The 24618-nt window shown below is 64.7% G+C and carries 26 protein-coding genes; 9 read left to right on the top strand and 17 right to left on the bottom strand.

Annotated elements, in window-relative coordinates; genetic code table 11:
- Positions 1-42: 42 nt before the first annotated feature.
- The gene (locus tag BR47_RS31925) at positions 43-579 is read right to left on the bottom strand and encodes a YceI family protein (RefSeq protein ID WP_138158407.1); all 537 of its coding nucleotides are present in this window, start codon (positions 577-579) and stop codon (positions 43-45) included.
- Between the two features lie 313 nt (positions 580-892).
- On the opposite strand from BR47_RS31925, the gene BR47_RS0105795 reads away from it, so the two are divergent.
- Positions 893-1465 (top strand): TetR/AcrR family transcriptional regulator, encoded by a 573-nt coding sequence (locus tag BR47_RS0105795; RefSeq protein ID WP_029118880.1) that lies wholly within the window; start codon positions 893-895, stop codon positions 1463-1465.
- A gap of 91 nt (positions 1466-1556) precedes the next feature.
- Here BR47_RS0105795 and BR47_RS0105790 read toward each other — a convergent pair whose 3' ends face one another.
- Positions 1557-2999, bottom strand: coding sequence for a carotenoid oxygenase family protein (locus tag BR47_RS0105790; RefSeq protein ID WP_029118879.1), 1443 nt, complete (start codon positions 2997-2999; stop codon positions 1557-1559).
- Positions 3000-3124: 125 nt separating this feature from the next.
- Positions 3125-3880, bottom strand: coding sequence for a class I SAM-dependent methyltransferase (locus BR47_RS0105785; RefSeq protein WP_051634652.1), 756 nt, complete (start codon positions 3878-3880; stop codon positions 3125-3127).
- A 375-nt stretch (positions 3881-4255) separates the two neighbouring features.
- On the opposite strand from BR47_RS0105785, the gene BR47_RS0105780 reads away from it, so the two are divergent.
- Both BR47_RS0105780 and BR47_RS0105775 read left to right on the top strand, forming a co-directional pair.
- Positions 4256-4657 carry a TA system antitoxin ParD family protein gene (locus BR47_RS0105780; protein WP_029118877.1) on the top strand — a complete coding sequence of 134 codons (402 nt, stop codon included), beginning with the start codon at positions 4256-4258 and terminating at the stop codon, positions 4655-4657.
- Entirely contained in the window at positions 4654-5229 is a 576-nt protein-coding gene (locus BR47_RS0105775) for an ATPase (protein ID WP_029118876.1), read from the top strand. Before BR47_RS0105780 ends, BR47_RS0105775 begins: the two co-directional genes overlap by 4 nt.
- 587 nt (positions 5230-5816) lie before the next feature.
- Here the strand turns inward: BR47_RS0105775 and BR47_RS33465 are convergent.
- Together BR47_RS33465 and BR47_RS0105770 are read right to left on the bottom strand one after the other, a co-directional pair.
- A complete protein-coding gene (locus tag BR47_RS33465; RefSeq protein ID WP_167542212.1) occupies positions 5817-6227 on the bottom strand; it encodes a hypothetical protein in 411 nt (136 codons plus the stop codon).
- Positions 6228-6513: 286 nt separating this feature from the next.
- A complete protein-coding gene (locus BR47_RS0105770) occupies positions 6514-7620 on the bottom strand; it encodes an IMP dehydrogenase (RefSeq protein ID WP_029118875.1) in 1107 nt (368 codons plus the stop codon).
- Between the two features lie 137 nt (positions 7621-7757).
- Here BR47_RS0105770 and BR47_RS0105765 point away from each other — a divergent pair, with 137 nt between their 5' ends.
- Positions 7758-8309: a YaeQ family protein gene (locus BR47_RS0105765; RefSeq protein ID WP_029118874.1), complete on the top strand. Its 552-nt coding sequence runs from the start codon at positions 7758-7760 to the stop codon at positions 8307-8309.
- Positions 8310-8340: 31 nt separating this feature from the next.
- Here the strand turns inward: BR47_RS0105765 and BR47_RS29815 are convergent, their stop codons facing one another.
- From BR47_RS29815 to BR47_RS0105745, 4 genes are all read right to left on the bottom strand, one after another.
- Positions 8341-9285, bottom strand: coding sequence for a DMT family transporter (locus BR47_RS29815; protein ID WP_036426830.1), 945 nt, complete (start codon positions 9283-9285; stop codon positions 8341-8343).
- A gap of 149 nt (positions 9286-9434) precedes the next feature.
- Positions 9435-9737: a putative quinol monooxygenase gene (locus tag BR47_RS0105755; RefSeq protein ID WP_029104960.1), complete on the bottom strand. Its 303-nt coding sequence runs from the start codon at positions 9735-9737 to the stop codon at positions 9435-9437.
- 169 nt (positions 9738-9906) lie between these two features.
- Entirely contained in the window at positions 9907-10107 is a 201-nt protein-coding gene (locus BR47_RS0105750; RefSeq protein ID WP_029118873.1) for a DUF7489 domain-containing protein, read from the bottom strand.
- Position 10108: 1 nt separating this feature from the next.
- Complete coding sequence (locus tag BR47_RS0105745; RefSeq protein WP_081831215.1) at positions 10109-10738, bottom strand: dihydrofolate reductase family protein; 630 nt, start codon at positions 10736-10738, stop codon at positions 10109-10111.
- Between the two features lie 169 nt (positions 10739-10907).
- Between BR47_RS0105745 and BR47_RS29810 the strand changes: the two genes are divergently transcribed.
- The gene (locus BR47_RS29810; RefSeq protein ID WP_051634624.1) at positions 10908-12044 is read left to right on the top strand and encodes a beta-propeller fold lactonase family protein; all 1137 of its coding nucleotides are present in this window, start codon (positions 10908-10910) and stop codon (positions 12042-12044) included.
- Positions 12045-12047: 3 nt separating this feature from the next.
- Here the strand turns inward: BR47_RS29810 and BR47_RS0105735 are convergent, their stop codons facing one another.
- A complete protein-coding gene (locus BR47_RS0105735; RefSeq protein ID WP_231506663.1) occupies positions 12048-12674 on the bottom strand; it encodes a type 1 glutamine amidotransferase domain-containing protein in 627 nt (208 codons plus the stop codon).
- 251 nt (positions 12675-12925) lie between these two features.
- Here BR47_RS0105735 and BR47_RS0105730 point away from each other — a divergent pair, with 251 nt between their 5' ends.
- On the top strand, positions 12926-13735 hold the full coding sequence (locus BR47_RS0105730; protein WP_029118870.1) for an LLM class F420-dependent oxidoreductase: 810 nt from the start codon (positions 12926-12928) through the stop codon (positions 13733-13735).
- Positions 13736-13752: 17 nt separating this feature from the next.
- On the opposite strand, the gene BR47_RS0105725 is transcribed toward BR47_RS0105730, so the two are convergent.
- Both BR47_RS0105725 and BR47_RS32440 read right to left on the bottom strand, forming a co-directional pair.
- Positions 13753-14508, bottom strand: coding sequence for an amino acid ABC transporter ATP-binding protein (locus BR47_RS0105725; RefSeq protein WP_020100347.1), 756 nt, complete (start codon positions 14506-14508; stop codon positions 13753-13755).
- A complete protein-coding gene (locus tag BR47_RS32440; RefSeq protein WP_081633347.1) occupies positions 14505-15983 on the bottom strand; it encodes an ABC transporter permease subunit in 1479 nt (492 codons plus the stop codon). Before BR47_RS32440 ends, BR47_RS0105725 begins: the two co-directional genes overlap by 4 nt.
- Before the next feature lie 193 nt (positions 15984-16176).
- Between BR47_RS32440 and BR47_RS0105710 the strand changes: the two genes are divergently transcribed.
- Complete coding sequence (locus BR47_RS0105710; RefSeq protein WP_029118869.1) at positions 16177-17241, top strand: cupin domain-containing protein; 1065 nt, start codon at positions 16177-16179, stop codon at positions 17239-17241.
- 12 nt (positions 17242-17253) lie between these two features.
- Here BR47_RS0105710 and BR47_RS0105705 read toward each other — a convergent pair whose 3' ends face one another.
- Positions 17254-18357, bottom strand: coding sequence for a GGDEF domain-containing protein (locus tag BR47_RS0105705; protein ID WP_029104958.1), 1104 nt, complete (start codon positions 18355-18357; stop codon positions 17254-17256).
- 308 nt (positions 18358-18665) lie between these two features.
- Here BR47_RS0105705 and BR47_RS0105700 point away from each other — a divergent pair, with 308 nt between their 5' ends.
- Positions 18666-20351 (top strand): GMC family oxidoreductase, encoded by a 1686-nt coding sequence (locus BR47_RS0105700; protein WP_029118868.1) that lies wholly within the window; start codon positions 18666-18668, stop codon positions 20349-20351.
- 10 nt (positions 20352-20361) lie between these two features.
- Here BR47_RS0105700 and BR47_RS29800 read toward each other — a convergent pair whose 3' ends face one another.
- From BR47_RS29800 to BR47_RS0105685, 3 genes are read right to left on the bottom strand one after another with little or no spacing between them, the layout of a single operon-like run.
- Positions 20362-21297, bottom strand: coding sequence for an alpha/beta hydrolase (locus BR47_RS29800; RefSeq protein ID WP_051634623.1), 936 nt, complete (start codon positions 21295-21297; stop codon positions 20362-20364).
- Positions 21294-22484: an MFS transporter gene (locus tag BR47_RS0105690; protein ID WP_029118867.1), complete on the bottom strand. Its 1191-nt coding sequence runs from the start codon at positions 22482-22484 to the stop codon at positions 21294-21296. The genes BR47_RS29800 and BR47_RS0105690 overlap by 4 nt, the downstream gene beginning before the upstream one ends.
- Positions 22485-22544: 60 nt before the next feature.
- Positions 22545-23405 carry a helix-turn-helix transcriptional regulator gene (locus BR47_RS0105685; protein WP_036420368.1) on the bottom strand — a complete coding sequence of 287 codons (861 nt, stop codon included), beginning with the start codon at positions 23403-23405 and terminating at the stop codon, positions 22545-22547.
- A 105-nt stretch (positions 23406-23510) separates the two neighbouring features.
- Here BR47_RS0105685 and BR47_RS0105680 point away from each other — a divergent pair, with 105 nt between their 5' ends.
- Positions 23511-23909, top strand: coding sequence for a type II toxin-antitoxin system VapC family toxin (locus tag BR47_RS0105680; RefSeq protein WP_020100339.1), 399 nt, complete (start codon positions 23511-23513; stop codon positions 23907-23909).
- Positions 23910-24012: 103 nt separating this feature from the next.
- On the opposite strand, the gene BR47_RS0105675 is transcribed toward BR47_RS0105680, so the two are convergent.
- Complete coding sequence (locus tag BR47_RS0105675; protein ID WP_020100338.1) at positions 24013-24615, bottom strand: LGFP repeat-containing protein; 603 nt, start codon at positions 24613-24615, stop codon at positions 24013-24015.
- Between the last annotated feature and the right edge of the window lie 3 nt (positions 24616-24618).

Below are 24618 nucleotides of genomic sequence, written 5' to 3'. Positions count from 1 at the left end.
TGGTGGTGCGACGTGACGGGCTTTGCGCGATGCAGACTGCGGCTAAGGCATCGAAGAGGTTTGGTGGGCGCGGCCTCGTAGTTCGAGGTCGACGTTGGGGCGGGCGATGCCGGATCGCGGTACGACACCGAAGGCGGACACGTCTATCCGCGCGGTCGTGGCGGCGACGAGTCCGGATGCGTCCGGTTCGAACTCGACGTCGAGTTGTACTTCCATCGCGGCGTCGCGAACAACGAGCTTTCCGGTCACAACGAGACGCGTCTCGCCGTGACCGATCGCGTGACCGCTGAAGATGATCACCGGATGTGCTTGCACGTCAAGGAATTCGGCCCCACGCAAATGCCGATCGCGCATCGCCATACCGGTCGTGATACTGGCGGCTTGCACTTCCAGCAACACCGAGGCGGTGCCGTCCTGGTTCCAGGTCATCGAGCCGGAGGCGTGTCGAAAGCGGCCAGAGACCGAAAGCAGCCCCCACAGCCCGCGTGCGCTGAACCGGATGTCCGCAGTTGCCGGATCGAGTTTCCAAACGCCGGTGCGCTCCACTGCCTCGGTGTGCGATCGATCGCTGGTATTCATGAACACCTCTCGATTTCCAACGTTTGCCGCTATCGATCCCAATAGCGCACGGCAGCAGGATGTTTCAGCACATCAATCCGCCTTGGGCCGCCCAGATTCACATCTGGGCTCGAAGCGAGCCCACTGTTATGGAAACAGTGTTGCCGTTATCTAGACCCGTGTCAAGGTATTAGCTGCAGCGTTGGCGATATTGGGTGTGAATTGCGGACCCAGCAATGCTGATCGCCGGTTTGGCCGCAGCTCCGGCCGTAGCCCGACGTCCCAGGCGCGTGCGCTAATCGAACGAACAGTTCCGTCTGGTTATGATTTGCCGGTGAGAGATACCGCCGAGCTTCGCGGCGAAATCCTGGCTGCCGCCCGGGCCGAGTTCGCCCAATACGGGTTGGCCGGCGCTCGGATCGACCGCATCGCGCGGTCGGCCCATGCGAGCAAGGAGCGTCTTTACGCGCACTTCGGTGACAAAGAGACGCTCTTTCGTGAGGTGGTTACCGCGGACTTCGCGGGGTTCTTCGATGCGGTCACCCTGAGCCCCGACAACGTGCCCGGATTCGTCGGCGACATTTACGATCTGGTCCTCGCGCAGCCCGAGCACCATCGCATGATCACCTGGGCGAAGCTGGAAGGTTTCACACTCGACGAACCACGCGCCGATGACGACGGACCGATTTTTGCTCACGCCATCGCCGCGATCGAGGCTGCTCAAGCCGACGGTTACGTCGATCGCACTTGGCTACCGATCGATCTGCTGGTCCTGTTGTTCGGCGTCGCCTTGGCGTGGGCGCAAATGCCGCACCCCGACGCGGTGACCGACGACGCCGCCGTCATCGCAAGCCGCCGTGCCGCCGCCGTCGAAGCGGCCACCCGGATCATCACCGCCCGAGCCTGAAGCCCTTCATCAAGCACCCGAGTAGGTGGCGCAGCACACCGACGCTCGCCGTCTGCGCTTCCACCTGAGTAAGTCTCTGCCTCAAGGCCTTTCACGAGGAGGCGAGGGCGGCGTCCAGTTCTGCGGCTGATGCCCAATTACCGTGAAAGCCCATCGGTATGCGGTGATTGAGCTTGATGCGGGCGATGGGTGGCGCGGTGAAGCGCTGTGCCTCTTGGACGATCACCTCGCACCGGTCCCGTGCAGGGTCGTACCACGTGGACAGAACCCAGCCATCGTCCTCCGTGGTGGACCCATCCCGCGGCACAAAGGTCGGCTCGCTGGGCGAGGTCAGCGTGCCGTTGAGCGTCTGTAGTTCTGTGCGGTCGGTCAAGTAGTCGTGTTTGGCCAGGCCGTCCGTGAAGCAGCGGCCCCCGCCCCGCGTCGTGGCGTAGTAGCCGAACCGGTGCGCGCGGCCGGTGTAGGCGTCGTTGATCCGCGGGAATTCGCCAAGGATGTCGGTGATTTGGCGCTCGGACACGGTCCGGCTCGCCAGATCCAGCTCCCATCGCCACGGCGTAGCGACCAGCTCGGTGAACCATTTGTTCCACTCGCCCGTGCGGGAGGACTGCTCGACCTCCGCTCTGGTTGCTCCGAACCTGTCGGTGCGGTGGCCGTCAACGATGATCTTCGATCGGTCCTGGTAGGCGTTGAGGAAATGGGTCTGTGCGAAGGGCTCGTCGGTCTCGATCCAGCGGACCTGGCCCGTTCGACGATGCAGCACCGCCCATCGGCTGGCCGCGAGCGTCTCCGGCTCCCAGACCGTCGATGGCAACCCGCTCATGACATTCTCCAGACGAACCATGGACGGGCTGACCAGGAACACCGCATAGTCAGCGGTCACCACGTAATCATGAGTGAACGCAGGCACTCCCAGCTCGAGGGTGTGGACGTCCAAGACGACGCCGTGGCGGTCGGCGCGATACCACCGGATCGTTCCGCCGAGGTTGGTGAAGAAGAGTAGATCGCCATTGTCGGGATCCACTTTGAAGTGTGCCGTCGTCGGCCCGCTCACCGCACCGTGAAAGTCGTACCGCTCGTTGACGGTCTCCAGGGTGTCCGGTCGGAGTTCGTGCGGAACGTCCCCTTCGCAGAAGACCAGCACTCGATCGTCGAACAGCGTCACGTTGGTGTTGGCGGGGTTCTTCAGAGGAGGTCCCGACTCGCCCGTTCGGGCGGCGCCGCCGTTCATGAAGCTGCCGAATAGCGCTCGGCCTTCTTGTATTTCGAGCTTCAGGCCGGCAGTCATCACGTATCGGTTTCGGGCTGCGGCGCGGCCCTCGCGAAGATAGATGGCGTGGATCATTCCGTCGCCGTCGAACCAATGATGTCGAGCAGTGTCGGGCGGCCGGAACAGCTGACTGGTGCTCGTTCGGAACAGTGCACCGTTCAACCCGGCGGGCAACTCGCCGTCGATCTCCAGGTCATAAGCGACTCCCTCTTCGCGCCAGGGCTCATACGGGCCGTTCAAGAACATGTTGTCCATGTCCCACATATGGTTCTCCTTCTCTTGCTCAATGGAACTGGCTCTGGCTCGATGGATCTGGTCGGATTTGCAGGCGTAGCGTCCTGGGTGTCGCTGACGAGTGGCGCTCTACGCGTGGTCGCGACACTCGACGTCTACGCCGGCCGTGAGTAGACGACCGTCGCAGATATCGATCCGAAAAGCCCTGGCGACGGCAAGAATTCGATGCGCATCTGTGGGTCGACAGCGCGACCGAGCGCCTTGAATGCCGCAGGGCTGTATGCGCGCAACCCGCTGATGAACCCGTCGTGCATGACTGGCCACACGGTCCGAAGCGGCATCATCGCGATCATCGGGCCCGCGTAGACCGGGGGCAGCAGCTGTGCCCACGCCGATTGGCGTTTGAGGTCGATGACCAAGAACCGCTTCCCCACCCGTGTCGCTTCAGCGATCGCCTTGAATGCGGCGGCCGGCGGAAGATGATGAAAGGACATGGCGAAGACCACGAGGTCGTAGCTGTTATCGGGAGCGTCGATGGCCGACGCATCCACCACCTGCGTAGTCACCCGCGGGTGGTTGCCGAGCTCGCCAGCGGCAATGTTGGCGACCGACGTAGGGTCGACGTCACTGACCGTGACTGTTGCCGTGCGGTGGTACTCGACAATCTTGGCCGACAACTTCCCGTGTCCGGCACCCAATTCGAGGATGCGTGGCTCAGGCACGTCAGCGACGACGCCCAACGCGGTGCGGGCATTCTTCTCATGCTGTTTCAGCCGCGTTCCAATGACATCCAATCCGGTGATGACCCGCTGCTTCAATTCGTCGGAGACGTCATCGCGGTCCAGGAACTCCAAGGCGTTCGTTTGCAGTCGCCGGTCGAGCCAGGACGCAATAGGTCCACCCCGCGGCATCGTGGCGATCGACAATGGAACCGTTGTTGCTTCACTCACCAGTGCCTCCAAGCAGATAACTGGCCTCGTTGACCTGACGCCACATTAACAGACGAACTAGTTCGTTTGGGCAACCGTGCGCCGCGATCTTGTTTGACCTCGTCTGTGCTAGACGAGTCCTAGCCGGTCCGGGGCCGGGCAGCGAAAGGTTACGGGGAACCTTGTGTTCGGCGATCTGGCGGGCTGCGAGCGTCCGAATACGGCGGGTTGCCGGTAAACGCTGCAGATTGCGCTGGCAGACAGGGAACTTCGAGGATATCGAGCCGTAAGCTGGAAAATGCCGCGCTGGTAGCAATCTGCTACATTGGTAGCAACGTGCTACACGGGAGGTGTCTCATGTCCGACGTCGCCGATCGGGTCACCCGGGTCGCCGCTGACCTTTTCGAGGCCGCGGCCGCTGAGGGCGCCCGGCAGAGTCGCTCTGCCAAGCAGCAACTCGACCATTGGGCCCGGGTGGGCCGCGCTGTATCGACTCAGCACACCGCCTCACGGCGCCGGGTCGAGGCTGCCCTCGCCGGCCAGATCGACGTCGCCGTCCTCAACACCGAAGAAGGCGTGGTGTTCAACGCCGAGGTTTCCGCGTCTATCGAGGAGAGCCTGGCCCGCACCGATTACGGTGCCGTGCTCGCCTCTCGTGGGATCACCACGGTGGCACTGGATGAGGACGGCCAGATCGTCGAGCATCGCCCTGACGGCACCGAGTCCGTGGTTGGCGCGGTGCAGTCGCTGCGTCGGTGAAACGCCTGGACCTCGTCGTCGGCTCGAACGGTGCCGGAAAATCGACGTTCGTCGAACTCACGCTGGCTCCGCTGCTCCCCCGCAGCGTGTTCGTCAACGCCGATGAGATCGCCAAACAGCGTTGGCCTGCCGACGCATTGGGCCACGCGTACGAGGCCGCGCGGATCGCTGCGGCGACGCGGGAAGCGCTGATCGAGCAGGGGCGTTCATTCATCGCCGAGACAGTGTTCTCGCACCCCTCCAAGCTGGAGCTGATCGATGCGGCCCGTCATGCGGGGTACGTCGTGGTGTTGCACATTGTGCTTGTTCCCGAAGACTTGGCCGTTCACCGTGTCCGCTACCGGGTTGCCGCCGGTGGCCACGATGTGCCCGAGGAGAAGATCCGGGAACGGTATCGCCGGCTGTGGGCCCTGGTGGCTGCAGCGATCGTTCGCGTCGACAGCGCAACGATTTACGACAATTCCGCGGCCAGCGGACCGCAGATCGTGGCGCAGATGAGTGGCGGACTGAGTGTCGACACGCCCCGATGGCCGTCGTGGACTCCGGAGCAGCTGCGTAGTCGCTGGCCGTAGGTCGGCGCAGCTCGCACCGTCGACCCAACGTTTGTCGTCGGTCGGGCACGGGTAGCCACTACAGGAGAACGCCGCAGAGCCCTGACCGCTCCCGAAGCGGCATGAATATTTTGGATCGGCTCTTAGCGGCAACGTATGCGCAGCCACCACAGGAGAACTCATGTTGTCGAACATCTCGGTCACGTCGACGCTTGTCGCCGCTGGTGCGTCCGCCGCGGTAGTACTTGCGCCGGCCGCTTACGCAGATGGCGGGTCCGCTCCGTGTGCCGATGAAGGCAGTGCCACCGTTTGTCAGGCACCAGGAAACGCCAACGTCATTGCCACGCCACCCGATCAAGGCGGTAGCGGCGCCTCCGGCGGCGGCGGAAACAGTCAGAACGGACCTTACGGGCCGTCCGGCTCACAACCACCAGTCGGCTAGAGCCCTGCCGCCCGACTGTTCGGCGGCTGGGGCCTGGCTGGACACGGGCGCGCGAAAAGGACCTGACGCCAGCAGCTTTCAGTAAACAGTCACGGTATTCGAGCGCCCGTGAGCGTTGCCCGAATACCGTGACTGCGACCTGATGGCGTCTCTGGCTGCGCTCGGGTCAGGGAACCGACACGCAGCCCACGCCCGGCACGCAACCTCCGCCACCACCGGGACCTCCGCCACCGGACGGGCCTCCGGGAATGCTGCCCCCGCCGCCTCCGGGCCCACCGCCGCCGGTCGGTCCACCCGGGATCGAACCCCCGCCGCCTCCGGGGCCGCCGCTGCCAGTGGGTCCACCAGGGATACTCCCCCCGCCGCCACCGGGACCTCCGCTGCCGGTCGGTCCACCAGGAACAGAGCCACCGCCTCCGGCTGGACCACCACCGCCGTTAGCCCCGCCCGGAACTGGGCTCGAGGACGTCGTGACAGTTGTCAAGCTCGTCGTGGGCGTCGTCGTGGTAGTCGACATATCCGTCTTTGTCGGGTTTCCGCCGTCGTCGGAGCCACATGCAGTGGCGACAGGAAGCATGACGATGCCTGCGACCAGGCCGATCCACGCCGAAGTCCTGCGCCTAGGTGCTCGTGATCTCGAGCGAATGGTCTTGTCAGCTGTCAATGTCATGAGTAGTTCGCCTCCCTGTCGACCTGTCGTATGTCTGTTCCCCAAGATCGAGAATTCCAATCCTCTACGGACAACTCTCGTACCCGACCGACGAGCGCTCATCGACGCCACGCTGGTGTTACGTTGCGCCCCAGCGGGTTCCGTGTACATCAGTCAGTGGGCTACTGGATGCACAACTGGGCCAATGCCGTCGTCAGTTGAGCGAGGGTCGGACGTCGACGCTGGCGTGCGCCTCGTGGAAGCTCTGATCCGAGACCAGGGTCAGACGTGCGTTGTCGTGGAATTGTCGGAGCGTGACTGCGCCACAGGACGTCATGGTGGCCGTGATCTTGGCGATGGTCACTGCGAGTCCCTCGTTGAGGTCGCCTGCGTAGGGTACGTAGCCGTCGACGCCTTCCTCGAAAGCGAGGCCGCCGCCGGGCTGTTCGTAGCGCTGCCAGTTGCGGGCGCGGTAGGACCCTTCCCCCCAATATTCTTTGACGTAGCCGTCGGCAGTGGGCACTTTCGCCCCGGGCGCCTGATCGAACCGGGCGAAGTAACGACCCATCATGACGAAGTCCGCGCCCATGGCCAAGGCGAGTGCCACGTGATAGTCCCGCTGCAGTCCGCCGTCGGAGCACACCGGCACGTACTGGCCGGTGCGCCGAGCGTAGGCATCACGGGCAGCCGTGACGTCGAGTACCGCGCTGGCCTGTCCGCGGCCGATACCTTTCTGGTCACGCGTGATGCAGATCGACCCACCCCCGACACCGATCTTGACGAAGTCGGCCCCGGCATCGGCGAGATAGTCAAATGCCTGCCCGTCAACAACATTGCCCGCTCCGATCACCACATCGGGATGGCGGCTCTTCGTCCAGTCCAGCGCGCGGGCCTGCCACTCGCTATAGCCGTCCGAAGAGTCGAGGCACAATGCATCGGCGCCGGCGTCCAGTAGCGCAGGAATCCGCTCGCGATAGTCGTGGGTGTTGACCCCGGCACCGACCCGCAATCGCATCTCGGCGTTGTACGCCATTACTGCCTGAATGTCTTTGACCTGCTCGGTAATTGGACGATTGTGATGCAGAAAACTCAACCCACCGTGACGGGCCAGTGCGATTGCCAACTCCGGTGAACTGACGGCCTGCATGATGGCCGAGGTGAACGGCACCTGTAGCTGAAGTCGTGACTGCTCCCCGACCAGGTGACGTGCGAGCGGTGCCGCGAGTTGCACACCATCGGCACGGCATTCGGCCGATGTTTTGTTGGGCAGGAGCAAGAACTCATTGAATGTGCGGGAGACGCCCTCGACGATGTGTGCCATAGAACAGCTTGACCGATGGCGGGTGGGAGATCAAATCAGCCACGCCCCAGTTGCCCACTTCCTGCTGACGACTCGGCGGTGACCACTAAAGCGCGGCCCGACTGCTCGGCGGATACCATCTGGGTGGACACTATGACGTGGCCCTTTCTGCAACGGTATTCAAAGTCGAACTCGGCGTCTCCGATGTCGATCACGGTTACTACGCCGATCACGCGCTGACCGTGGCCCGTCACCCCAGTGAGACCGATGAGCGGATGGTGGTGCGGTTGTTGGCTTTTGGGCTTCGCGCACACCGACTCAGCGACATCGACGGCGAGTTGGCGTTCGGGCCGGGCCTGTCCACGCCTGGCGTACCGGACTTGCGGCTCGCCGACTACACCGGCCGGACGCTGGAGTGGATCAATGTCGGCCAGCCTGACGAACGCGTCTTGGGCAAGGCGGCCAGCCAGGCCGATCAGGTGCTGCTCTTCCCCTTCGCCGCCGGCGTGGCCACCTGGTGGCGCACCGTCGGCCCCAAAGTGGCGGGGCTGGCGAACCTGTCGGTGGTGCAGATACCGCACGCACCGGTGCAGCAATTGGCCCAGACGGTTGATCGACGGGTCTCGGCGCAGGTGATGGTGATCGAAGGTCAGGTGACGATGACCGTAGGCGGAGTCGACGTCACCTTCACGCCCGAGCAATTGCAGTGAACAAGCGCCAGGTTCGTCCCGACGTCGCTGATCATTTCGGCGCGCGCGATGAATGCGCGGCCGACATCGCGCTGGGTCTGTCAGACGCCTTGGCAGCGGCGGCCGTGCGGGTGGCGATGATTCCGACGACCACCAGGATCGCGCCGATCGGCTGGTTCCACGTCAATCGCTCCGAGAGGATGACCACGCCCAGCGTCACGCCGACGACCGGCGTGAGATACGTGACGGTAGACGCGGTGGTGGCCCCCCAGGCATTGATGACGTTGGTGTTCCACACGTAAGCCAATCCCGTCCCCAGCGCACCCAGGGCTGCAATGCTGCCCACCACTGACGGGGTCGCTTCGATCGGGTGGGCCGGCAATAGCGCAGTGAGTATCAGCGCCATCACCGCGCCGATGCCGACTTGCATCGCGGCGATGGTGAGCGCCGGGAGGCCGTACGGGCTGATGAACCGCCGCAGCCATACGAAACCGACGCCATAGCAAGCCGTCGCGGCTAGACACGCCAGCTGCGCCAGCGCATTGCCCCCGCCGAGGCCGCGCCACGGCCCGAGCACCACAAGAACCCCCAAAAGCCCGATCGCCATACCGGCGAGGCGGCGCGCGTTGGGGCGCTCATCGGTCAGCGCCAGCATCGCGACGGCCATCGTCATCAACGGGGTCGTGGCGTTGTAGATGCTCGCCAACCCCGAGGACACGTGCTGTTCGGCGTACCCGAACAACAGGAACGGCGCCACACACAACATCAGGGCAACCACCGTCATGTGTCCCCACACGCGCATGGGCGGCACCGTCCGACGACCGCCGAACACGAGGACGCACGCCAGCGTCAACGCACCAACGCCCAGGCGCCCCACAACAACCTGTGCCGGTGACAAGCCCTGCAAGCCCACTTTGATGAACAGGAAGCTCGATCCCCATGCCGCAGCCAAAGCGGCGAATTGGGCACCCACTGCCAGTGACCTCCGTGAGCCCATGACGACCATCGTCTCGATGACAGGCGGCCGATGTCTGGCGGGTATCCGACATCACAGTGACGCAGCGGCTTTCGCAACCCGGCCAAGCGCGGAGGCCTCATAGGTGCTGCGTTGCAAAGCTTCTCGGGTCGGGACTGCGCGTCCGGGCGCTATGACGGAATTTTGGATGCCAGCACGTCGACGTTCTCGATTGCCGGTGACGCAGTGAACAGTTCGTCAGCGCGCTGCGCGAGTTCGGTGCCCACGCCGCCTGCCAGGTGTGTCTGTCGGCCGGCGTCGTCGTCAAAGACGTCGAAGATGCCGAACGTCGAGGCGTCGAATTGGACGGCGAACCAGGCCCGGGTATCGGGCTCCTGCTCCACGATGGCCTGGGCGTCTGCCAGGAATTGTGCAACCTCTGCCTCTTTGCCGGGTTTTGCGTGTACCCGAACCAACAGACCAACTCGTATCACTGCTCCTCCTTCGGTTGCGTCCGGCGCGGACAACCGGCCATGGCGGGTTTCACGCGTGCGCGCGTGGCAACTCGTAGGACCCGAGTCGACACCGACCGGCTACCCGTGTCTGGCCGGCCTAAACACCGACCTGCGCGTGGAGGCGAGCGATGGCAGCACTCTTTGGAACCTAAGCCTTTTGCAGTCCGCCCTCTGCGGTGTTGCTCACCGCCTCCCCGACTTCCAGCGCTTTCCACGTCGTGCGGTCGACGCGTACCGTGATCACTCGCCCGTCGTCGAGACGAATGCGCATGCGCCGGTAGAGATTTGCCCCGTCGAGAAGCGCCCGACGTTTCTCGACGACGGTGCCGTTCCACGCTGATGTCGACATCTCAGTTACCCCCGACTTCCCGCGTGACGCGATAGCGGAGGTGTGCGACGCCGGGAGCGTGCAACACGCGCACGAGTTCCAAATTCGGTAGTCCGGGCTGGAATCCGTCGAACAGTCGCTCGCCCGAACCCAGGATCACGGGCGACACTTGCAGGTCGATCTCGTCGACCACGCCGGCCTTGACCGCCTGACGTGCGCACGATGCGCCACCGGCAATCGAGATGTCCTTCCCGCCCGCGACCGCTTCTGCCTGGGCGTATGCGGATTCGATGCCGTCGGTGACGAAATGGAATGTCGTACCGCCCTGCATCTCGATTGGTTCGTGGGCGTAGTGGGTGAGGACGAAGACCGGGCAGTGATACGGCGGGGTGTCGCCCCACCACCCTCGCCAGTCCGAGCCGTCCCATTCGCCGCGAACCGGTCCGAACATGTTGCGCCCCATGATGGTTGCCCCCATTCCGTCCAGCATCTCGGACATCACCCGTCGGTTGACTGGGTGATCTCGGCTGGGCCCGATATGCCACTCGTGGAGGGCGAGCCCACCCACTCCTAGCGGATTCTCTTCGGACTGATCTGGCCCGGCGATGTAGCCGTCGGCTGAGATGGACATCGATAGGTTGGTCCGCGCCACGTCAAGTTCCATTCCGTCGGTTTTGAGGTGCCTCTGCCCAATAAGACTGCGGCGCCGCCGAAAACTCATCGGCGGCGGCAGTATTGCGATTCGGGTGTCGGGCGCATCTGCGTGTTGTAGCTTGGCTGGCGCTGGGTCAGGTCAATTTGATGCGACCGGAAGGCAAACCATGGCGCTCGAAGTCATCAAGACCATCCCTGTCGGCGAGACCCCGAGCCGGGTGGCACTCACTCCCGATGGTGGCCGCGCTTACGTGCTCAACGGCGGCGGTCACTCCGTCTCGGTCATCAGCACCTGGACCAATACGGTCACCACCACCATCCCCGTCGGCGACTTCCCGGACTCGGTGGCGATCTCTCCCGACGGCACGCGTGCCTACGTCACGATCGAAAACGCCGGCACGGTCACGGTGATCAGCACTGCCACCAACACCGTCACAGCGGATATTCCGGTCGGCGACTTCGCGGGCGGAATCGCGCTCACCCCCAACGGCACGCGGGCGTATGTCGCTGCGGCCCATAGTCCGGCCACGTCCGGAGACGTCGTGGTGATCGACACGACCACCAACACAGTCACCGCGACCATCCCCGTCGACGGGCATCCCCACAGCGTCGCGGTCAGCCCGAACGGCACACGCGCCTACGTCACGAACTGGGACCTGGACGGTTCGGTGTGGGTGATCAACACCGCGACGAATACCGTGATCAAGACCGTTGAAGTCGGTGACTTGCCCAGCGGAGTTACGGTGAGCCCCAACAGTTCCCGCGTCTACGTCACGAACGCGGCGCCCATCGGAACGGTCTCGGTGATCAACGCTGCGACCAACACCGTCACCGAGACGATCCCTGTCGGCAACTCACCGATCGGCGTGGCGGTCAGCTCCAACGGTGCGCGCGTCTACATCACCAACCGTGGTTATCCCGGACCAGGCTCATTGCAGGTGATCAACGCCGCCACCAACGATGTCACCGAAACTCTCGACGTCGGCGAAGACGCGTGGGCTCTGGCGGTCAGTTCCGACGAAAAGCGCATCTATGTCGTGAATCTCGGCGATGACTCGGTCTCGGTGATCAGCGACCACGTTCGGCACTTCCCCGACGTGCCCGACCTTGTCGGCGATCTTCTCGGCGGCGTCGCCGGCGACGGTGGCGGGTGGCTGATCATCGGCAACCACTTCTACAAGATCCCGCCACGTCCCCTGGCGGTGGTGCGGATCGCGCGAGCTATCGCGCCCTACCTCGGCAAGCCGATCGAGAACCGGGATTTGGCCAAACAACTGCGCAACACCCTGAATCGGCGCAAATAGCGGCTAAGCGCCGCCGGCGAGGGCCTCCACAACAGCCGACGAGAACGCCGGCAGGTCGTCCGGGCCGCGACTGGTGATCAGGTTCCCATCGATGACGACCTCGCGATCGACCACGGTCGCTCCCGCGTTCTGCAAATCGATTCGAAGGCTCGGATACGACGTGAGCGTTCGGCCTTTGGCGACGCCGGCGTCGATCAGCGTCCACGGGCCGTGACAGATGACGCCGACGGGCTTGCCGGATTCGACGAAGTCGCGGACGAACTTCACGGCCCTGTCGTCGGTGCGCAGCTTGTCGGCATTGACTGTGCCGCCAGGAATCAGCAGTGCGTCAAAGTCGGCAGGTGTTATGTCAGCGACCAGACGTTCCACAGGCTCCGTGCCGCCAGGGCTCAGGTCGTTGTCGCGCATGTCGATGGAGCCTTCTTGCAGCGATACCACTTCGGTGCTGGCACCCGCTGCCTGTACGGCGTCTCGGGGCTCCTGCAGTTCCCGGCGTTCGACGCCGTCGGTGGCGAGAATCGCCACCTTCTTGCCCTCGAGCGGGGCAATGCTCTCGTCCAGATTCTGTTCGGCTTGCCCGGCGTAGTCGGCCAGTTCGGCGATCGATTCGTCGCCTTCCTCAGCACGCATCGTGAACTCCTTGCCTGCGCCGCCGCGTCTGACGGCGCCGCTCGGCTGGGTACCCGGGTGCGGCCGGGCCGAAACCGCCTGCCGTACTCGTCGTCTCGACCTGCCGAGTTGTCCTGAAACACGCGGTCTCTCAAGCACTTCAGGGCATCTTCACAGGCGACGAGATCAAGTGACCCACCCGATCCGGAATAAACCGGTAATCGATGACCTTGCTCTCAAGAGTCGCACTTTTCCCGACCCATGGAGCATCAATGACTCGTCCCGTCCGCGTCGCCGTACAAATCCAGCCCGGTGGAGCGCCTGACTACGCCACGTGGCGCGATGCCGTCGTGGCAGCCGACGACCTCGGTGTCGACGTGATCTTCGGCTACGACCACTTCCACCGCCCGGCGATGAAGGCCATCGTCGACGGCAAGCCCGTCCTGTTCGACGAGCAGCCCGACGTCGCCAACTTCGAGGGCTGGACCGCGCTCGCATCGTGGGGCGAGATCACCTCACATGCCGAGATCGGGCTCCTCGTCACCGGCGTCGGCTACCGCAACGCGGATCTGCTGGCCGACATGGCGCGTACCGTCGACCACATCAGCGGTGGCCGGCTCATCCTCGGCCTGGGCGCCGGGTGGTACGAAAAGGACTACACCACTTACGGTTACGACTTCGGCACCTTCGGCTCGCGTTTCGACCTGTTCGACGAGAGCCTCATCCGCATCGAGAACCGGCTGGCCGCCCTGATCCCGCCGCCGGTCCGCAAGATTCCGATCCTCATTGGCGGCACCGGGCCCAAGCGCTCGTTGCCCGCCGTCGCCAGGCACGCCGACATCTGGCACGCGTTCCAGGATCTCGAGGCGTTCCGCAGGTCCAGCGAACGCGTGGACGAACTGGCAGCGACGTACGGCCGCAACGGTGCTGACATCGAACGCTCCACGCTCTGGACCAATGCCGAAGCCGCAGACGGTTTCCGAGAGGCCGGCGTCACGCTCTTCCAGACCGAGCTCACATCCGACAACGGCTACGACCTCACCTCTCTCAAAGAGGTCGTCGCCTGGCGGGACGGCGCGTGATCGCGAGCTGAGCCGCGCTAGAGCGGATTGAGGATGCGGTCCAGGAACTGTCGTGTGCGCTCTTCCTTCGGGTTGCCGATCACCTCGTCGGGTGTCCCCCGCTCCAGGATGATGCCCTGGTCGGTGAACAGCACCTGATTGGAAACCTGCCTGGCGAACTGGATTTCGTGGGTGACGATCACCATGGTCCATCCCTCGACCGCGAGATCCTTGATGACAGACAGCACCTCGCCGACGAGTTCGGGATCGAGCGCCGACGTCGGCTCGTCGAACAGCACCAGTTTCGGCTTCAATGCCAGCGCGCGGGCGATGCCGACGCGCTGCTGTTGCCCACCGGACAGTTGATACGGGTACTGGTCCTTCTTGGCGGCGAGCCCCACCTGGTCCAGCAGCGCAAGGGCTTCGGCCTCGGCCTCGTCCTTCGGACGCTTCTGCACGATGACCGGCCCCTCGGTCACGTTCTGCAGGACCGTCTTGTGCGGGAACAGATTGTGGCCCTGGAACACGAACCCGCTGCGCGACTGGAACCGGCGCACCTCGGGTTTCGGTGTGGGCGTGGAGAAATCGATTTCGATATCATCCACCCGGATAACACCCGCGTCGGCCCGGTCGAGGGCGTTGAGGGTGCGCAGCAGCGTCGTCTTGCCGGACCCGGACGGCCCGATGATGGCCGTCGCCGTGCCCTGCTCGACGGTGAACGAAACACCCTTGAGCACTTTGTTGTCGCCGAAGGCTTTGTGAACACCCTCGGCCACCACGCGGTTCTCTGTCATCGCGCCACATACCTTTCCAGCCGGCGTTCAATTCGGCCCTGGCCGAACGAGAGCGCCAGGCAGATAACCCAGTAGTACACCGCGGCGGTGCCGTACAACGCGAAGAACTCGAACGTCGGTGCCGCGATGATCTGTGCTTGCCTGAGCAGTTCCGTCACGAGAATCGTCGAGGCGAGCGACGTGTCTTTCACCAACGAGATCAACGTGTTCGACAGCGGCGGCACCGCCACCCGGGCCGCCTGCGGCAGGATGATGCGCCGAAGTGCACCAACATAATTGAAGCCGATGGTCTCGGCCGCCTCCCACTGACCTTTGGGAATGCTCTGGATGGCCGAGCGGATGATCTCCGCCGCATAACCGCCCACGTTGAGCGAGAACGCGATGACGGCCGCGGGGAACGGATCGATCTTCACTCCCAGTTCGGGCAGCGCGTAGAACACGATGAACAGCTGCACCAGCAGTGGAGTGCCGCGGATGATCGAGATGTAGAACCGCGCCACGTTGGCGAGAACGACGTTCGACGACAGCCGAGCCAGCGCTACGGCCAGCGCGAGTACCAGACCGACCACGAAGCTGATCACGGTCAGCGGGATGGTCTTCGTGATCGCGGCCTTCGCCAACGGCGCAAGGCTGTCGCCGATCAGCGCCCATGTCGACCGCGGTGCGTGCTGTGCGCGGTCGGTGTCGGGTCCACCAGATGCGTTGGCCTTGAGGTACTTCTGCGAGATGGCAGCGAGGGTCCCGTCGGCCCGAAGTTCGTCGAGGGCTTTGTTCAGATCGGGTAACAGCCCACTGTTCTTCCGGGCTGCGAAGCCCTGCTCGCTCTTCTCCCCCGTGTTGGCGGCGATCTTGACCGACTTGTCCCCCGTCTCGGCGAGGTAGGCGTACACCGCAATGCTGTCGTTGACCACGACATCGATGCGGCCCTGGTTGAGCAGCTTGATGGCTTGCGTGAAGCCTTCGACGACCTCCACCTTGGCGCCGTGGTCTCGTGCGACCTGTGCCCAGTTGCTGGTCGCCGTTTCACCCGCGACTTTGCCCCTGATGTCGTCGAGCGACTTGACGGACTTGTCGTCCGCCCGCGTCACGATGACGCCTTCCCCCACGGAATACGGCTCGGAGAGATCGTATTTGGCCTTGCGCTCGGCGTTGATCGTCACCTCGTTGGCGACGACGTCGAATCGGTTGGCCTCCAGCGCGGCGAAGATCGAGTCCCATGGCGTCTCGACGAACTCGACACGCACACCGAGCTTGCCGGCGACCGCCTTGGCGACATCGACGTCATATCCGACCAGTTCGTTCGTGGCGGGGTCGTGATAGCTGAACGGTGAATAGACACCTTCGGTACCGACGCGCAGCACGCCCGCCGCCTTGACCGGATTCTCGCCGTTCTTGCCCGCCGGCGACCCGCACGCCGCCAGTGCCAGGGCGACGAGCAGCAACACCGGCAGGAGGGCTCCTCGTATGTAGCGCACCGCCGGAAGTTAGCAAGTCGGTGGGCGGTCACCAAGGGTTCTGCTCAATCCGGCTGATATGGGCGATTACCGCCAGCAGGAATGGACGGAGTAGCGCTCGCCGCCACCTCGGATTACCGCCGTCGTCCATGACGGCACCGTCCCGTCCGACAACACTGACCTGTGTCGGCTTTGATCAACGAGGAGGCTCCGTATGACAACGTCCATCGCCCGCAGCAGCCACACCGTCTCGCTCCTGGGCGGCGAGATCGTCGAGGAATCCGAATACGGCTCGATGCGTCGGGTCACCGCTGATGCCATGCCGATTCTGAAGAATCTGTCGATCAAGCGGCTGCTGCTCAACCCGGGTGCCATGCGTACGCCCCACTGGCACGCTAACGCCAACGAACTCACCTACTGTGTCTCGGGAACCGCGCTGGTGTCCGTCTTGGACAACCACAGCGTGTTCTCGAACTTCATCGTCACCGCAGGGCAGATGTTCCACATCGATTCCGGTGCGCTGCACCACATCGAGAACATCGGTACCGACGTCGCCGAGTTCATCATCGCCTTCCGCAGCGAACGTCCTGAGGACTTCGGCCTGGGCGCCACCTTCGGCGCGTTCACCGACGCCGTGTTGGGCAACACCTATGACCTACCGTCGTCCGACATCAGCAAGATCCGTCGTAGCACCGTCGACCATAAACTGGCAGCCCGCACCGGCGACCCGAGCATCCCCGCCGCAGCCCACTTCAACGATCCGCACAAGTTCGACATCGAAGCCCAAGCGCCGGGCCTCAACTACGCCAGCGGCAACGCACGGTTCGCTCGCGACCAGTTCTGGCCCGCATTGAAAGACATCTCGATGTACTCGCTGCGCGTCACCGAAAGCGGTATGCGCGAACCACATTGGCATCCCGTCACCGCTGAGATGGGCTACGTGCATCACGGCGACGCGCGCATGACCATCATGAATCCGGACGGCACCCTCGACACGTGGAACATGACCACCGGAGATATGTACTTCATCCCCCGCGCCTACCCGCATCACATCGAGAACATCGGCGCCGACGACTGGCATTTCCTGATCTTCTTCGACCAGCCGTTCCCGGCCGACATCGGTTTCAAAGCCTCTGCCACCGCCTATTCACGGGAAGTCCTGGCCGCCGCGTTCAACACGCACATCGAGGATCTGCCGACGTTCCCCTTCACTCCCGCAGACCCACTGGTGGTTTCGCGAGTGAACCCCGTCGACACCCACGGAGTCGCCCAACGTTGACGCCCCGTCGCGCTACTCCGCGAGCGTTACAGCCGATTGCCCATGTGCTCCGCCCGCGTGTCTGGAAGCATTGCCGCCCAAGCGTTTCGCCGCGTACATCTCCAGGTCTGCCGCCATCACCAGGTCATCGATGATCGTGGGGGCGGCGGCGTCATCGACATCGGCCAGTGCAACCGTCGCCACACCGACGCTGGCGGTGATGGCGTACGGCGTCGCGGCAATGGCCGTACGCAGGCGCTCGGCGGCCGACGACTGTTGGGGTCGGTGCGTGGTGTCGGCGATCAGGAATTCGTCGCCGCCGCTGCGCCCGATCACGGCATCGTGCGAGGCCTGCTTCCGCAGTATGTCGGCCACGGCGATCAGCGCACGGTCACCGAACAGGTGGCCCCGGCTGTCGTTGAGGAGTTTGAAGCCGTCGAGATCGATCACCGTCACGATGAGATGCGCGGCCGTACCCCGGTCCCGGTGGATCAGTTCCTGGGCTTTGATCCCGAACCCGCGCCGATTCAGCAGGAACGTCAGCGGGTCGCAGTCCGCTCGGATGAGATCGGTGCCCAGCGCGTGGACGACGATCTGAATGCTGGCCGGCACCGTGACGGTGAGGATGAAAACCAACCACATCGCGCACCCGGCAAGCACAGGGTGCCCTGACGCGGTCAGTCGTAGGGCGATCACCGTCGCCACGATCATCGCCACCTGGAAGTTGTAGGCCGCCTGAATCGCCCGGTGGGTGAACGCGACATACGCCGCGGGTACGCCGAACGTCGTGCAGACCAGGACGCCGACTGCCGGGTCGCTACACGACAGCGCAACGGCGGCGATACACATCGTGACCATGGTGGCGAAGACCGTGGACCGTCGGCGGCTGGGCAGTCCGACCACCCAGATGAGGCCGGCGAGCAGCAACCCGATGACGGCCGCGCGGGTGACCAACCGCGGGACGACGCCGACCGGGCCCTCGGGAACCGTCATCAGTGCCATCGGGACCAGGCTGGTCATGATGGCGACGCCGGCGATCATCGTGCGGACCAGGCCCGACAGTCCGCGGAACTTGACGTACCCCATGAGCCAGTCGTAGTGATCGGACTGACGCCACCACTGTTGGAGCCAACGCACGGTGCATCTCCCCCCAACGGGTTACCTGGGTGTCCGCAGTCAAACCCGTCGCAGCCGTTGCTCGCTGCCGTGAGACAAATTTGCTGAAGACTGATTGCATCACATGTTAGGCCAGGTTGCCAGGGGTGCAAACTGGGAATTCTCCGCTAGTCGAGGTAGCCAAAATTCGATAAACCGGTACATGCGGCCGTGATGGTGGACGACCGCCGCGACACCACCGTGCGTTCAGCTGCGGGGATGTGTACGGACCGGCCCGTGATCACGCACACTGGGACACCAATCCGACGCCCTGGAGGACCGAACCCGGAATGAGCCCCGTTGCCGAATTCGACTTCGTCATCGTGGGAGCAGGCAGTGCCGGCTGTCTGCTCGCCAATCGGCTGAGCGCCAACCCCGATCACCGCGTGCTGCTGATCGAGGCCGGCGGCAAGGACAACTGGTTCTGGATCAAGGTGCCGGTGGGCTACCTGTACACCATTGCCAACCCTCGCACCGACTGGTGCTTCACCACCGAGGCCGACCCGGGTCTGGCCGGCCGGAGCATCCACTACGCGCGCGGCCGTGTCATCGGCGGATGCTCGTCGATCAACGCCATGATCCACATGCGCGGGCAGGCAAGCGATTACGACCTCTGGGCGCAAGCGACCGGCGACGAGCGATGGCGATGGGGTGGCCCGGACAGCACCGGCGAGACGCTCGCGATCTACAAGCAGCTGGAGGACTACTTCGGCGGAGCCGACGACTGGCACGGCGTCGGTGGCGAGATCCGCGTCGAGCCACCACGTGTGCGCTGGAAGATCCTCGACGCCTGGCAGGCCGCGGCTGCTCAGGTGGGCATCGCCCCGATCGACGAGTTCAACCGTGGCGACAACGCCGGCAGCGCGTACTTCCATGTCAACCAACGGCGCGGCCGTCGCTGGTCGATGGCTGACGCTTTCCTGCATCCCATAGCCCACCGGCCCAACCTCACCGTCTACACCAACGCCCAAGCGCTGCGGCTGCTGATGGACGACGAGGTCCGGGCGGACCAGCGGTCCGGAGCTTGGACCACCGCTCGACACCGTGCCACCGGTGTGCGGCTGCGCAAAGACGGCCGAATCGTTGACGTCCACGCCCGCCGTGAGGTGATCCTGAGTGCCGGCGCGATCGGGTCACCGCATCTCATGCAGGCCTCGGGTCTGGGTCCTGCAGGATTGCTCGCCGAGCATGACGTGCCGGTGGCCGTCGACCTGCCGGGCGTCGGTGAGAACCTGCAGGACCACCTACAGCTGCGAACGGTGTACCGCGTTCAAGGCGCCCGCACGGTCAACACGCTGTACCGCAATTGGATCACCCGCGGTGGCATGGGAGTTCAGTACGCGATGCTGCGCTCCGGGCCGATGACCATGCCGCCTTCGACGTTGGGGGCTTTCGCGAAAAGTGATCCCGCACTGGCCAGTCCCGATCTGGAGTGGCATGTGCAGCCGTTGTCGCTGCCCAAGTTCGGCGACCCGCTGCACTCGTTCGGTGCGATCACCCCCTCGGTCTGCAATCTGCGGCCGAGCTCGCGGGGGCATGTGCGCATTGCCAGTGCGGACCCGCTGACCTACCCCAAGATCTCCTGCAACTACCTGTCGACAGAGGCCGATCATGACGCCGCGGTCAAAGGTCTCCGGATGACGCGGGAGATCATGGCCGCTCCGGCCCTGTCGCGCTACCGGCCTGAGGAGCTCCTTCCCGGCCCACAGGTGGTCAGTGATGACGATCTCCAGCAGGCAGCCCGGGAACTGGGCACGACCATCTTCCACCCGGTGGGCACCTGCGCGATGGGAGCCTTTGACGCGCAAGGAGTTCCGCGGGCGGCCGGCACCGTGCTCGACACCGACTGTCGCGTGTACCGCGTCGCCGGCCTTCGCGTCGTCGATGCCTCGGCGATGCCCAACATCACGTCCGGGAACACCAACGCGCCGGTCATGCTGATCGCCGAGCGTGCGGCGCGGGCGATCCTGACGTAAGCCGGCGTGGTCAGCGGCTCAGGCGGTCGACCAAGAATTCGGCGAGATCTCTTTGCAGTGTGCGTGAATCGTCGAGAACACCGTCCATCCACCAAAAGCCGTGAATCATCCCAGGGTAGCGCCGGACGACGACGTCCACGCCGGCGTCGCTGAGTAACCCGGCATACGTCTCTGCCTCGTCGCGCAGCACATCATGGCCGGCGGTCGCCACGAACGTGGACGGTAGATGAGCGAAGCTGTTGGCGCGTAACGGTGAAACCCGCGGGTCCTCGCTTGCGTCCACGTCGACATAGTGGTTCCAGAACCAGGCCATGTCGGCGGCGTCGAGACCGAAACCACGGGCGAACGCGGCATACGACGGTGTGGCCATGCGCCGATCCAGCGCCGGATAGAGCAGAGCCTGGGCTGCAACCATGACGTCGGTGCCGGCCAACTCGGCGGTGGTCGCGGCGGCTAGATTGCCCCCGGCGCTGTCACCGACCACGGCCAGCCGGCTCGGATCGACACCCAGCTCACTGGCGTGGGTATGCACCCAGCGCACGGTGGCCACGCAGTCCTGCAGCGGAACCGGAAAGCGACGTTCGGGTGCCTTCTGATAGTTGACGGCGAGCACGACGTATCCGGTGTCGCGGGCCAGGACCCGGGCTGGTTCGTCCACGAGGTCGAGGTTCCCGATCACCCAGCCACTGCCGTGCAGCACGACGATCACCGGATGCGGCCCGCGATCCTGCGTCGGCCGGTAGATCCGAACGGGAAGGTCGGCGGTCGGGCCGGGGATGAAACGGTGCTGCACCTGCGCCATTGCCGGTGCCGGCCGTTGCAGGTCCAGGTAGCCCAGTGCCGCCAGGCGCGCGTCGGGCACCGACAGCGTGGCGATACCGGGCGCGGTCGCCGCCGCGGCGAGGTGGGCCCGCGCCTGAGGATGCAGAGCGGGTGACTCGGTCACTGTGCCTCCTCGTGGCTGTTGGTGAACACCAGCAACGTGCCGACAAGCGCCATCGCCGCGCCCACCCACACCGGGGAACGCCAGCCGAGGCCCAGGGCGATGGTCGCGGCGCCGATCGCCGATGCGATGGCGTTGCCGAGGTTGAAGGCCGCGATGTTGGCCGCCGAGGCCATGGTCGGTGCGTCATCGGCGAAACGCATGACGCGCAGTTGCAGAGCGGGCGTCGCAGCGAATCCGACGAGGCCCATGACGACCAGCAGGACTGCCACTGGTATCCGATAGGACGCGAGCATCCCGTACGCGATGAGCACGACGGGCAGCAGCAGCGACAAGATGCGCAGGGCCCAGGTGAGATCACGATCGGCGGCCCAGCCACCGACGAAATTGCCTATGAACAAACCGATTCCGAAGAGGACCAGCAGCCATGGCACGGCGCCGTCGCTGTAGCCGGTCAGTCGGGTCACCAGCGGTTCCACATAGATGAACGCCCCGAACACGCCGCCGAACATCATCATGGTCAGCACGACCGACACGATGACCTGACGGCGGTACAGGACGGCGAAGTGGCTGCCGCCGGCCGGTATTGGCGTCGGTAACCGGGGTACCAGCGCGGCGACGCCGGCGATTGCCAGCACCCCGAGTGCGCTGATGATCCAGAACGCACTGCGCCAACCGAGATGCTGGCCGACGAACGTGCCGAACGGTACGCCGAGCACGTTCGACAGGGTGAGCCCGCCGAACATGAAGGCGATGGCAGACGCTTTGCGTTCGGGCGCCACCAGATCGCCGGCGACCACGGCGCCGATGCCGAAGAATCCGCCGTGGCATAGCGCGGTGATGATCCGGCCCAGCATTGCGACGCCGAAACCCGTTGCCAGCGCGGTCAATCCGTTGCCGATGACGAACAGGGTCAGTAGCACCAGCAGCGCGGCTTTCGGCGGGCGGCGCGACAACGCGGCAGTGACGGTGAACGCGCCGACCACGACCGCCAGGGCATACCCCCAGATCAGGGCGCCGGCAGTGGGCACACTGACGTGCAGTGCGTCGGCCACGTCGGTGAGCAGTCCGGCGATGACGAACTCGGTCAGGCCGATGCCGAACCCGCCGAGCGCCAGCGCAGGCAGGCCGGGATGAAGTCGCCGCGTCGGCGCGGCGAGACTGTTTTTGGGCAGGGTGGAACTATCCATGGGCGAGCTCCTTGGATTGAGAATTTCCTGTTGCCGCGCAGCGATATTCGCTACGCAGCGCTACTCGGTGATGGTGGTGCTGGCCAGCAGGCGCAGCGCAGCCTCATCGCTGGACCCGGGTTCGGCGTGTTGCAACAGCAGCCGGTGACCGTTGTCTTCGGGCAGATGCAGGATCTGGAAATGCAGGTCCAGCCGCCCCACCACCGGGTGGTGGTAGCGCTTGATGCCGTGCGTACACAACGCCACGGGTTGCGCCGCCCACAATTGCGCGAAGTCCTCACTGGCCACACTCAGGTTGCCGACCAGACGGGCGAGGTCGGCCTCGGCAACATGGCCGGCGCTGACATAGCGCAGCGAGGCCACTGCCAAGGTGGCCTCGGCTTCCCACTCGCGATGGAGGCTGCGCGCGTGTGCGTCGATGAACATCATCGCCACTTTGTTGGGCGGTTCGGCACTGTATGGCGCAGCCGGTGACAGGTGCGGTGCAAGCAGCGCATGGCCCAGTCGATTCCAGGCGATGATGTCTTGCAACGGCGACAGTGCGACGGCGGCGATGTCGGGCATCGCGTCCAGCAGGGTGACGCAATCGGGACGCAGCTGGGTTCGCCCCGCTCGCACCTTGGTGTCGCCGACCGCGGCCAGCCGCTGTAAGTGCGCCCGTTCGGCCTCGTCGAGCCCGAGGGCCCTTGCCAGCGCGTCCAGCACCTGGGTCGAGGGATTGGTGGCCAGCCCCTGCTCCAAGCGCGTGTAGTACGTCAACGACACCCCAGCCGCTTCGGCCAGTTCTTCGCGGCGCAACCCGGGCACCCGGCGCGGCCCCAGACCGACCAGCCCCGGCAGTAGCGCCGTGTCGGCGGCTGCCCGCCGACTACGAAGAAAGTCCGCGAGCTGCTGCCCGCCCGATCCGCGTGCGTCCGTCATGTTTTCCATCGTGCGTGACGGATCCGCGGCGCGCCTGTCCCTGGCAGTGACAGGCAGCTATCGATGCTGGGTGCGTCGCGAACTCGGGCGTGCGATGGTGCTGAGATGACAACGTTCGTCATCGACGCGCCGGTGGCCATCTTGCTCGCCACGTCCGAAGCTGCCATTCCGCCGCAGCACAGTCTGGCGGCTCCAACACTCTTGCGCTCGCAGGTCCTTGCCCTTGTGTACGAGTCGGTGCGCCGCGGCGACATCGATGAACGGGCAGGCCGGAAAGTGCTCGACGGCGTCCGCGGGCTACGAATCCGGCTTCTCGGCGATCGATCCCTGCAGGACACCGCATGGCGAATAGCGGCCGAGTTGAATTGGCCGGATACCTACCGAGCCGAGTACATCGCACTCACTCGGTTGCAGGCCGACGCACTGGCCACTTCGGACCAGGACCTTGCTTCAGCCGCAAGCGCTTTCGTGCAAACCGTGTCACCAGCTGACATTCTGTGCTGAGCTAGGTGCGCAGCCGGGTCGCCGTTCAGGCGCCGCATCAGCGGTCGGTTGCGTTCATCGGAGGCCTTTTGATCATCCCGCGCGCAGCGCGGTGTATCTGAAGCTAAAGCCCGGACGGCACGACCTTGCCGTTGACCGTTACCTCGACCTGGCCGGTCGTCGTGTTGTACGCGATCTTGCCGTGCTCGAATGTGGTGACGAGCTGATCGCCGACGGGATTCTCGTCGCTTGTGAGGACGCCCAGCGGGCCTGCCGAGCCGTTCGTGCCGGTGACCGACGGCACGCCGTCCGCGTCGCGTTGCACATTCCAGGCCTCGCGGATTTTGCCCCAGATGATGTAGGCGGGCGTGCCCGGCTGGCTGTTCTTGGCCACGATCGCGCCGCCCTGGAACTGCTGGAAGACGACGCCGCTGTCGCGAGTTCCGGCGTTGTGATCGCCTGTCAGTGGCTTGCCGAGGGCCGCCTTCTGCTTGTCCGTGGCCGACGCGTATTTGGCGGCGATCGGGCCGGTCAGCGTGACCTCGACGTCCCTCTCCCCTGTGAGCTTCACCTGGGTGGGCGGCGCCGGAACTTCGGACGTCACAACCAACGCGACCTGCGGCTGCGCCGCGACATCGCTGCTCGTGTCAGTGCTGCAGCCGGCAACGGTCAGTGCGACGGCGGCCAGGCCGGCGATTGTTGTGCGGCGGTACGTGCTCGTGTTCATAGG

The sequence above is a fragment of the Mycobacterium sp. UNC410CL29Cvi84 genome, assembly GCF_000686745.1.
Taxonomy (GTDB): domain Bacteria; phylum Actinomycetota; class Actinomycetes; order Mycobacteriales; family Mycobacteriaceae; genus Mycobacterium; species Mycobacterium mucogenicum_B.
This window is presented reverse-complemented; position numbering and strand designations above follow the sequence as displayed.

Excerpts from the sequence above, each read along its gene's own strand:
- BR47_RS31925 (WP_138158407.1), bottom strand. The coding sequence starts at position 579 with ATGAATACCAGCGATCGATCGCACACCGAGGCAGTGGAGCGCACCGGC.
- BR47_RS0105790 (WP_029118879.1), bottom strand. The coding sequence starts at position 2,999 with ATGTGGGACATGGACAACATGTTCTTGAACGGCCCGTATGAGCCCTGG.
- BR47_RS0105785 (WP_051634652.1), bottom strand. The coding sequence starts at position 3,880 with ATGCCGCGGGGTGGACCTATTGCGTCCTGGCTCGACCGGCGACTGCAA.
- BR47_RS0105780 (WP_029118877.1), top strand. The coding sequence starts at position 4,256 with ATGTCCGACGTCGCCGATCGGGTCACCCGGGTCGCCGCTGACCTTTTC.
- BR47_RS33465 (WP_167542212.1), bottom strand. The coding sequence starts at position 6,227 with ATGCTTCCTGTCGCCACTGCATGTGGCTCCGACGACGGCGGAAACCCG.
- BR47_RS0105770 (WP_029118875.1), bottom strand. The coding sequence starts at position 7,620 with ATGGCACACATCGTCGAGGGCGTCTCCCGCACATTCAATGAGTTCTTG.
- BR47_RS29815 (WP_036426830.1), bottom strand. The coding sequence starts at position 9,285 with ATGGGCTCACGGAGGTCACTGGCAGTGGGTGCCCAATTCGCCGCTTTG.
- BR47_RS0105750 (WP_029118873.1), bottom strand. The coding sequence starts at position 10,107 with ATGTCGACATCAGCGTGGAACGGCACCGTCGTCGAGAAACGTCGGGCG.
- BR47_RS29810 (WP_051634624.1), top strand. The coding sequence starts at position 10,908 with ATGGCGCTCGAAGTCATCAAGACCATCCCTGTCGGCGAGACCCCGAGC.
- BR47_RS0105735 (WP_231506663.1), bottom strand. The coding sequence starts at position 12,674 with ATGCGTGCTGAGGAAGGCGACGAATCGATCGCCGAACTGGCCGACTAC.
- BR47_RS0105730 (WP_029118870.1), top strand. The coding sequence starts at position 12,926 with ATGACTCGTCCCGTCCGCGTCGCCGTACAAATCCAGCCCGGTGGAGCG.
- BR47_RS0105725 (WP_020100347.1), bottom strand. The coding sequence starts at position 14,508 with ATGACAGAGAACCGCGTGGTGGCCGAGGGTGTTCACAAAGCCTTCGGC.
- BR47_RS0105710 (WP_029118869.1), top strand. The coding sequence starts at position 16,177 with ATGACAACGTCCATCGCCCGCAGCAGCCACACCGTCTCGCTCCTGGGC.
- BR47_RS0105700 (WP_029118868.1), top strand. The coding sequence starts at position 18,666 with ATGAGCCCCGTTGCCGAATTCGACTTCGTCATCGTGGGAGCAGGCAGT.
- BR47_RS0105690 (WP_029118867.1), bottom strand. The coding sequence starts at position 22,484 with ATGGATAGTTCCACCCTGCCCAAAAACAGTCTCGCCGCGCCGACGCGG.
- BR47_RS0105685 (WP_036420368.1), bottom strand. The coding sequence starts at position 23,405 with ATGACGGACGCACGCGGATCGGGCGGGCAGCAGCTCGCGGACTTTCTT.
- BR47_RS0105680 (WP_020100339.1), top strand. The coding sequence starts at position 23,511 with ATGACAACGTTCGTCATCGACGCGCCGGTGGCCATCTTGCTCGCCACG.
- BR47_RS0105675 (WP_020100338.1), bottom strand. The coding sequence starts at position 24,615 with ATGAACACGAGCACGTACCGCCGCACAACAATCGCCGGCCTGGCCGCC.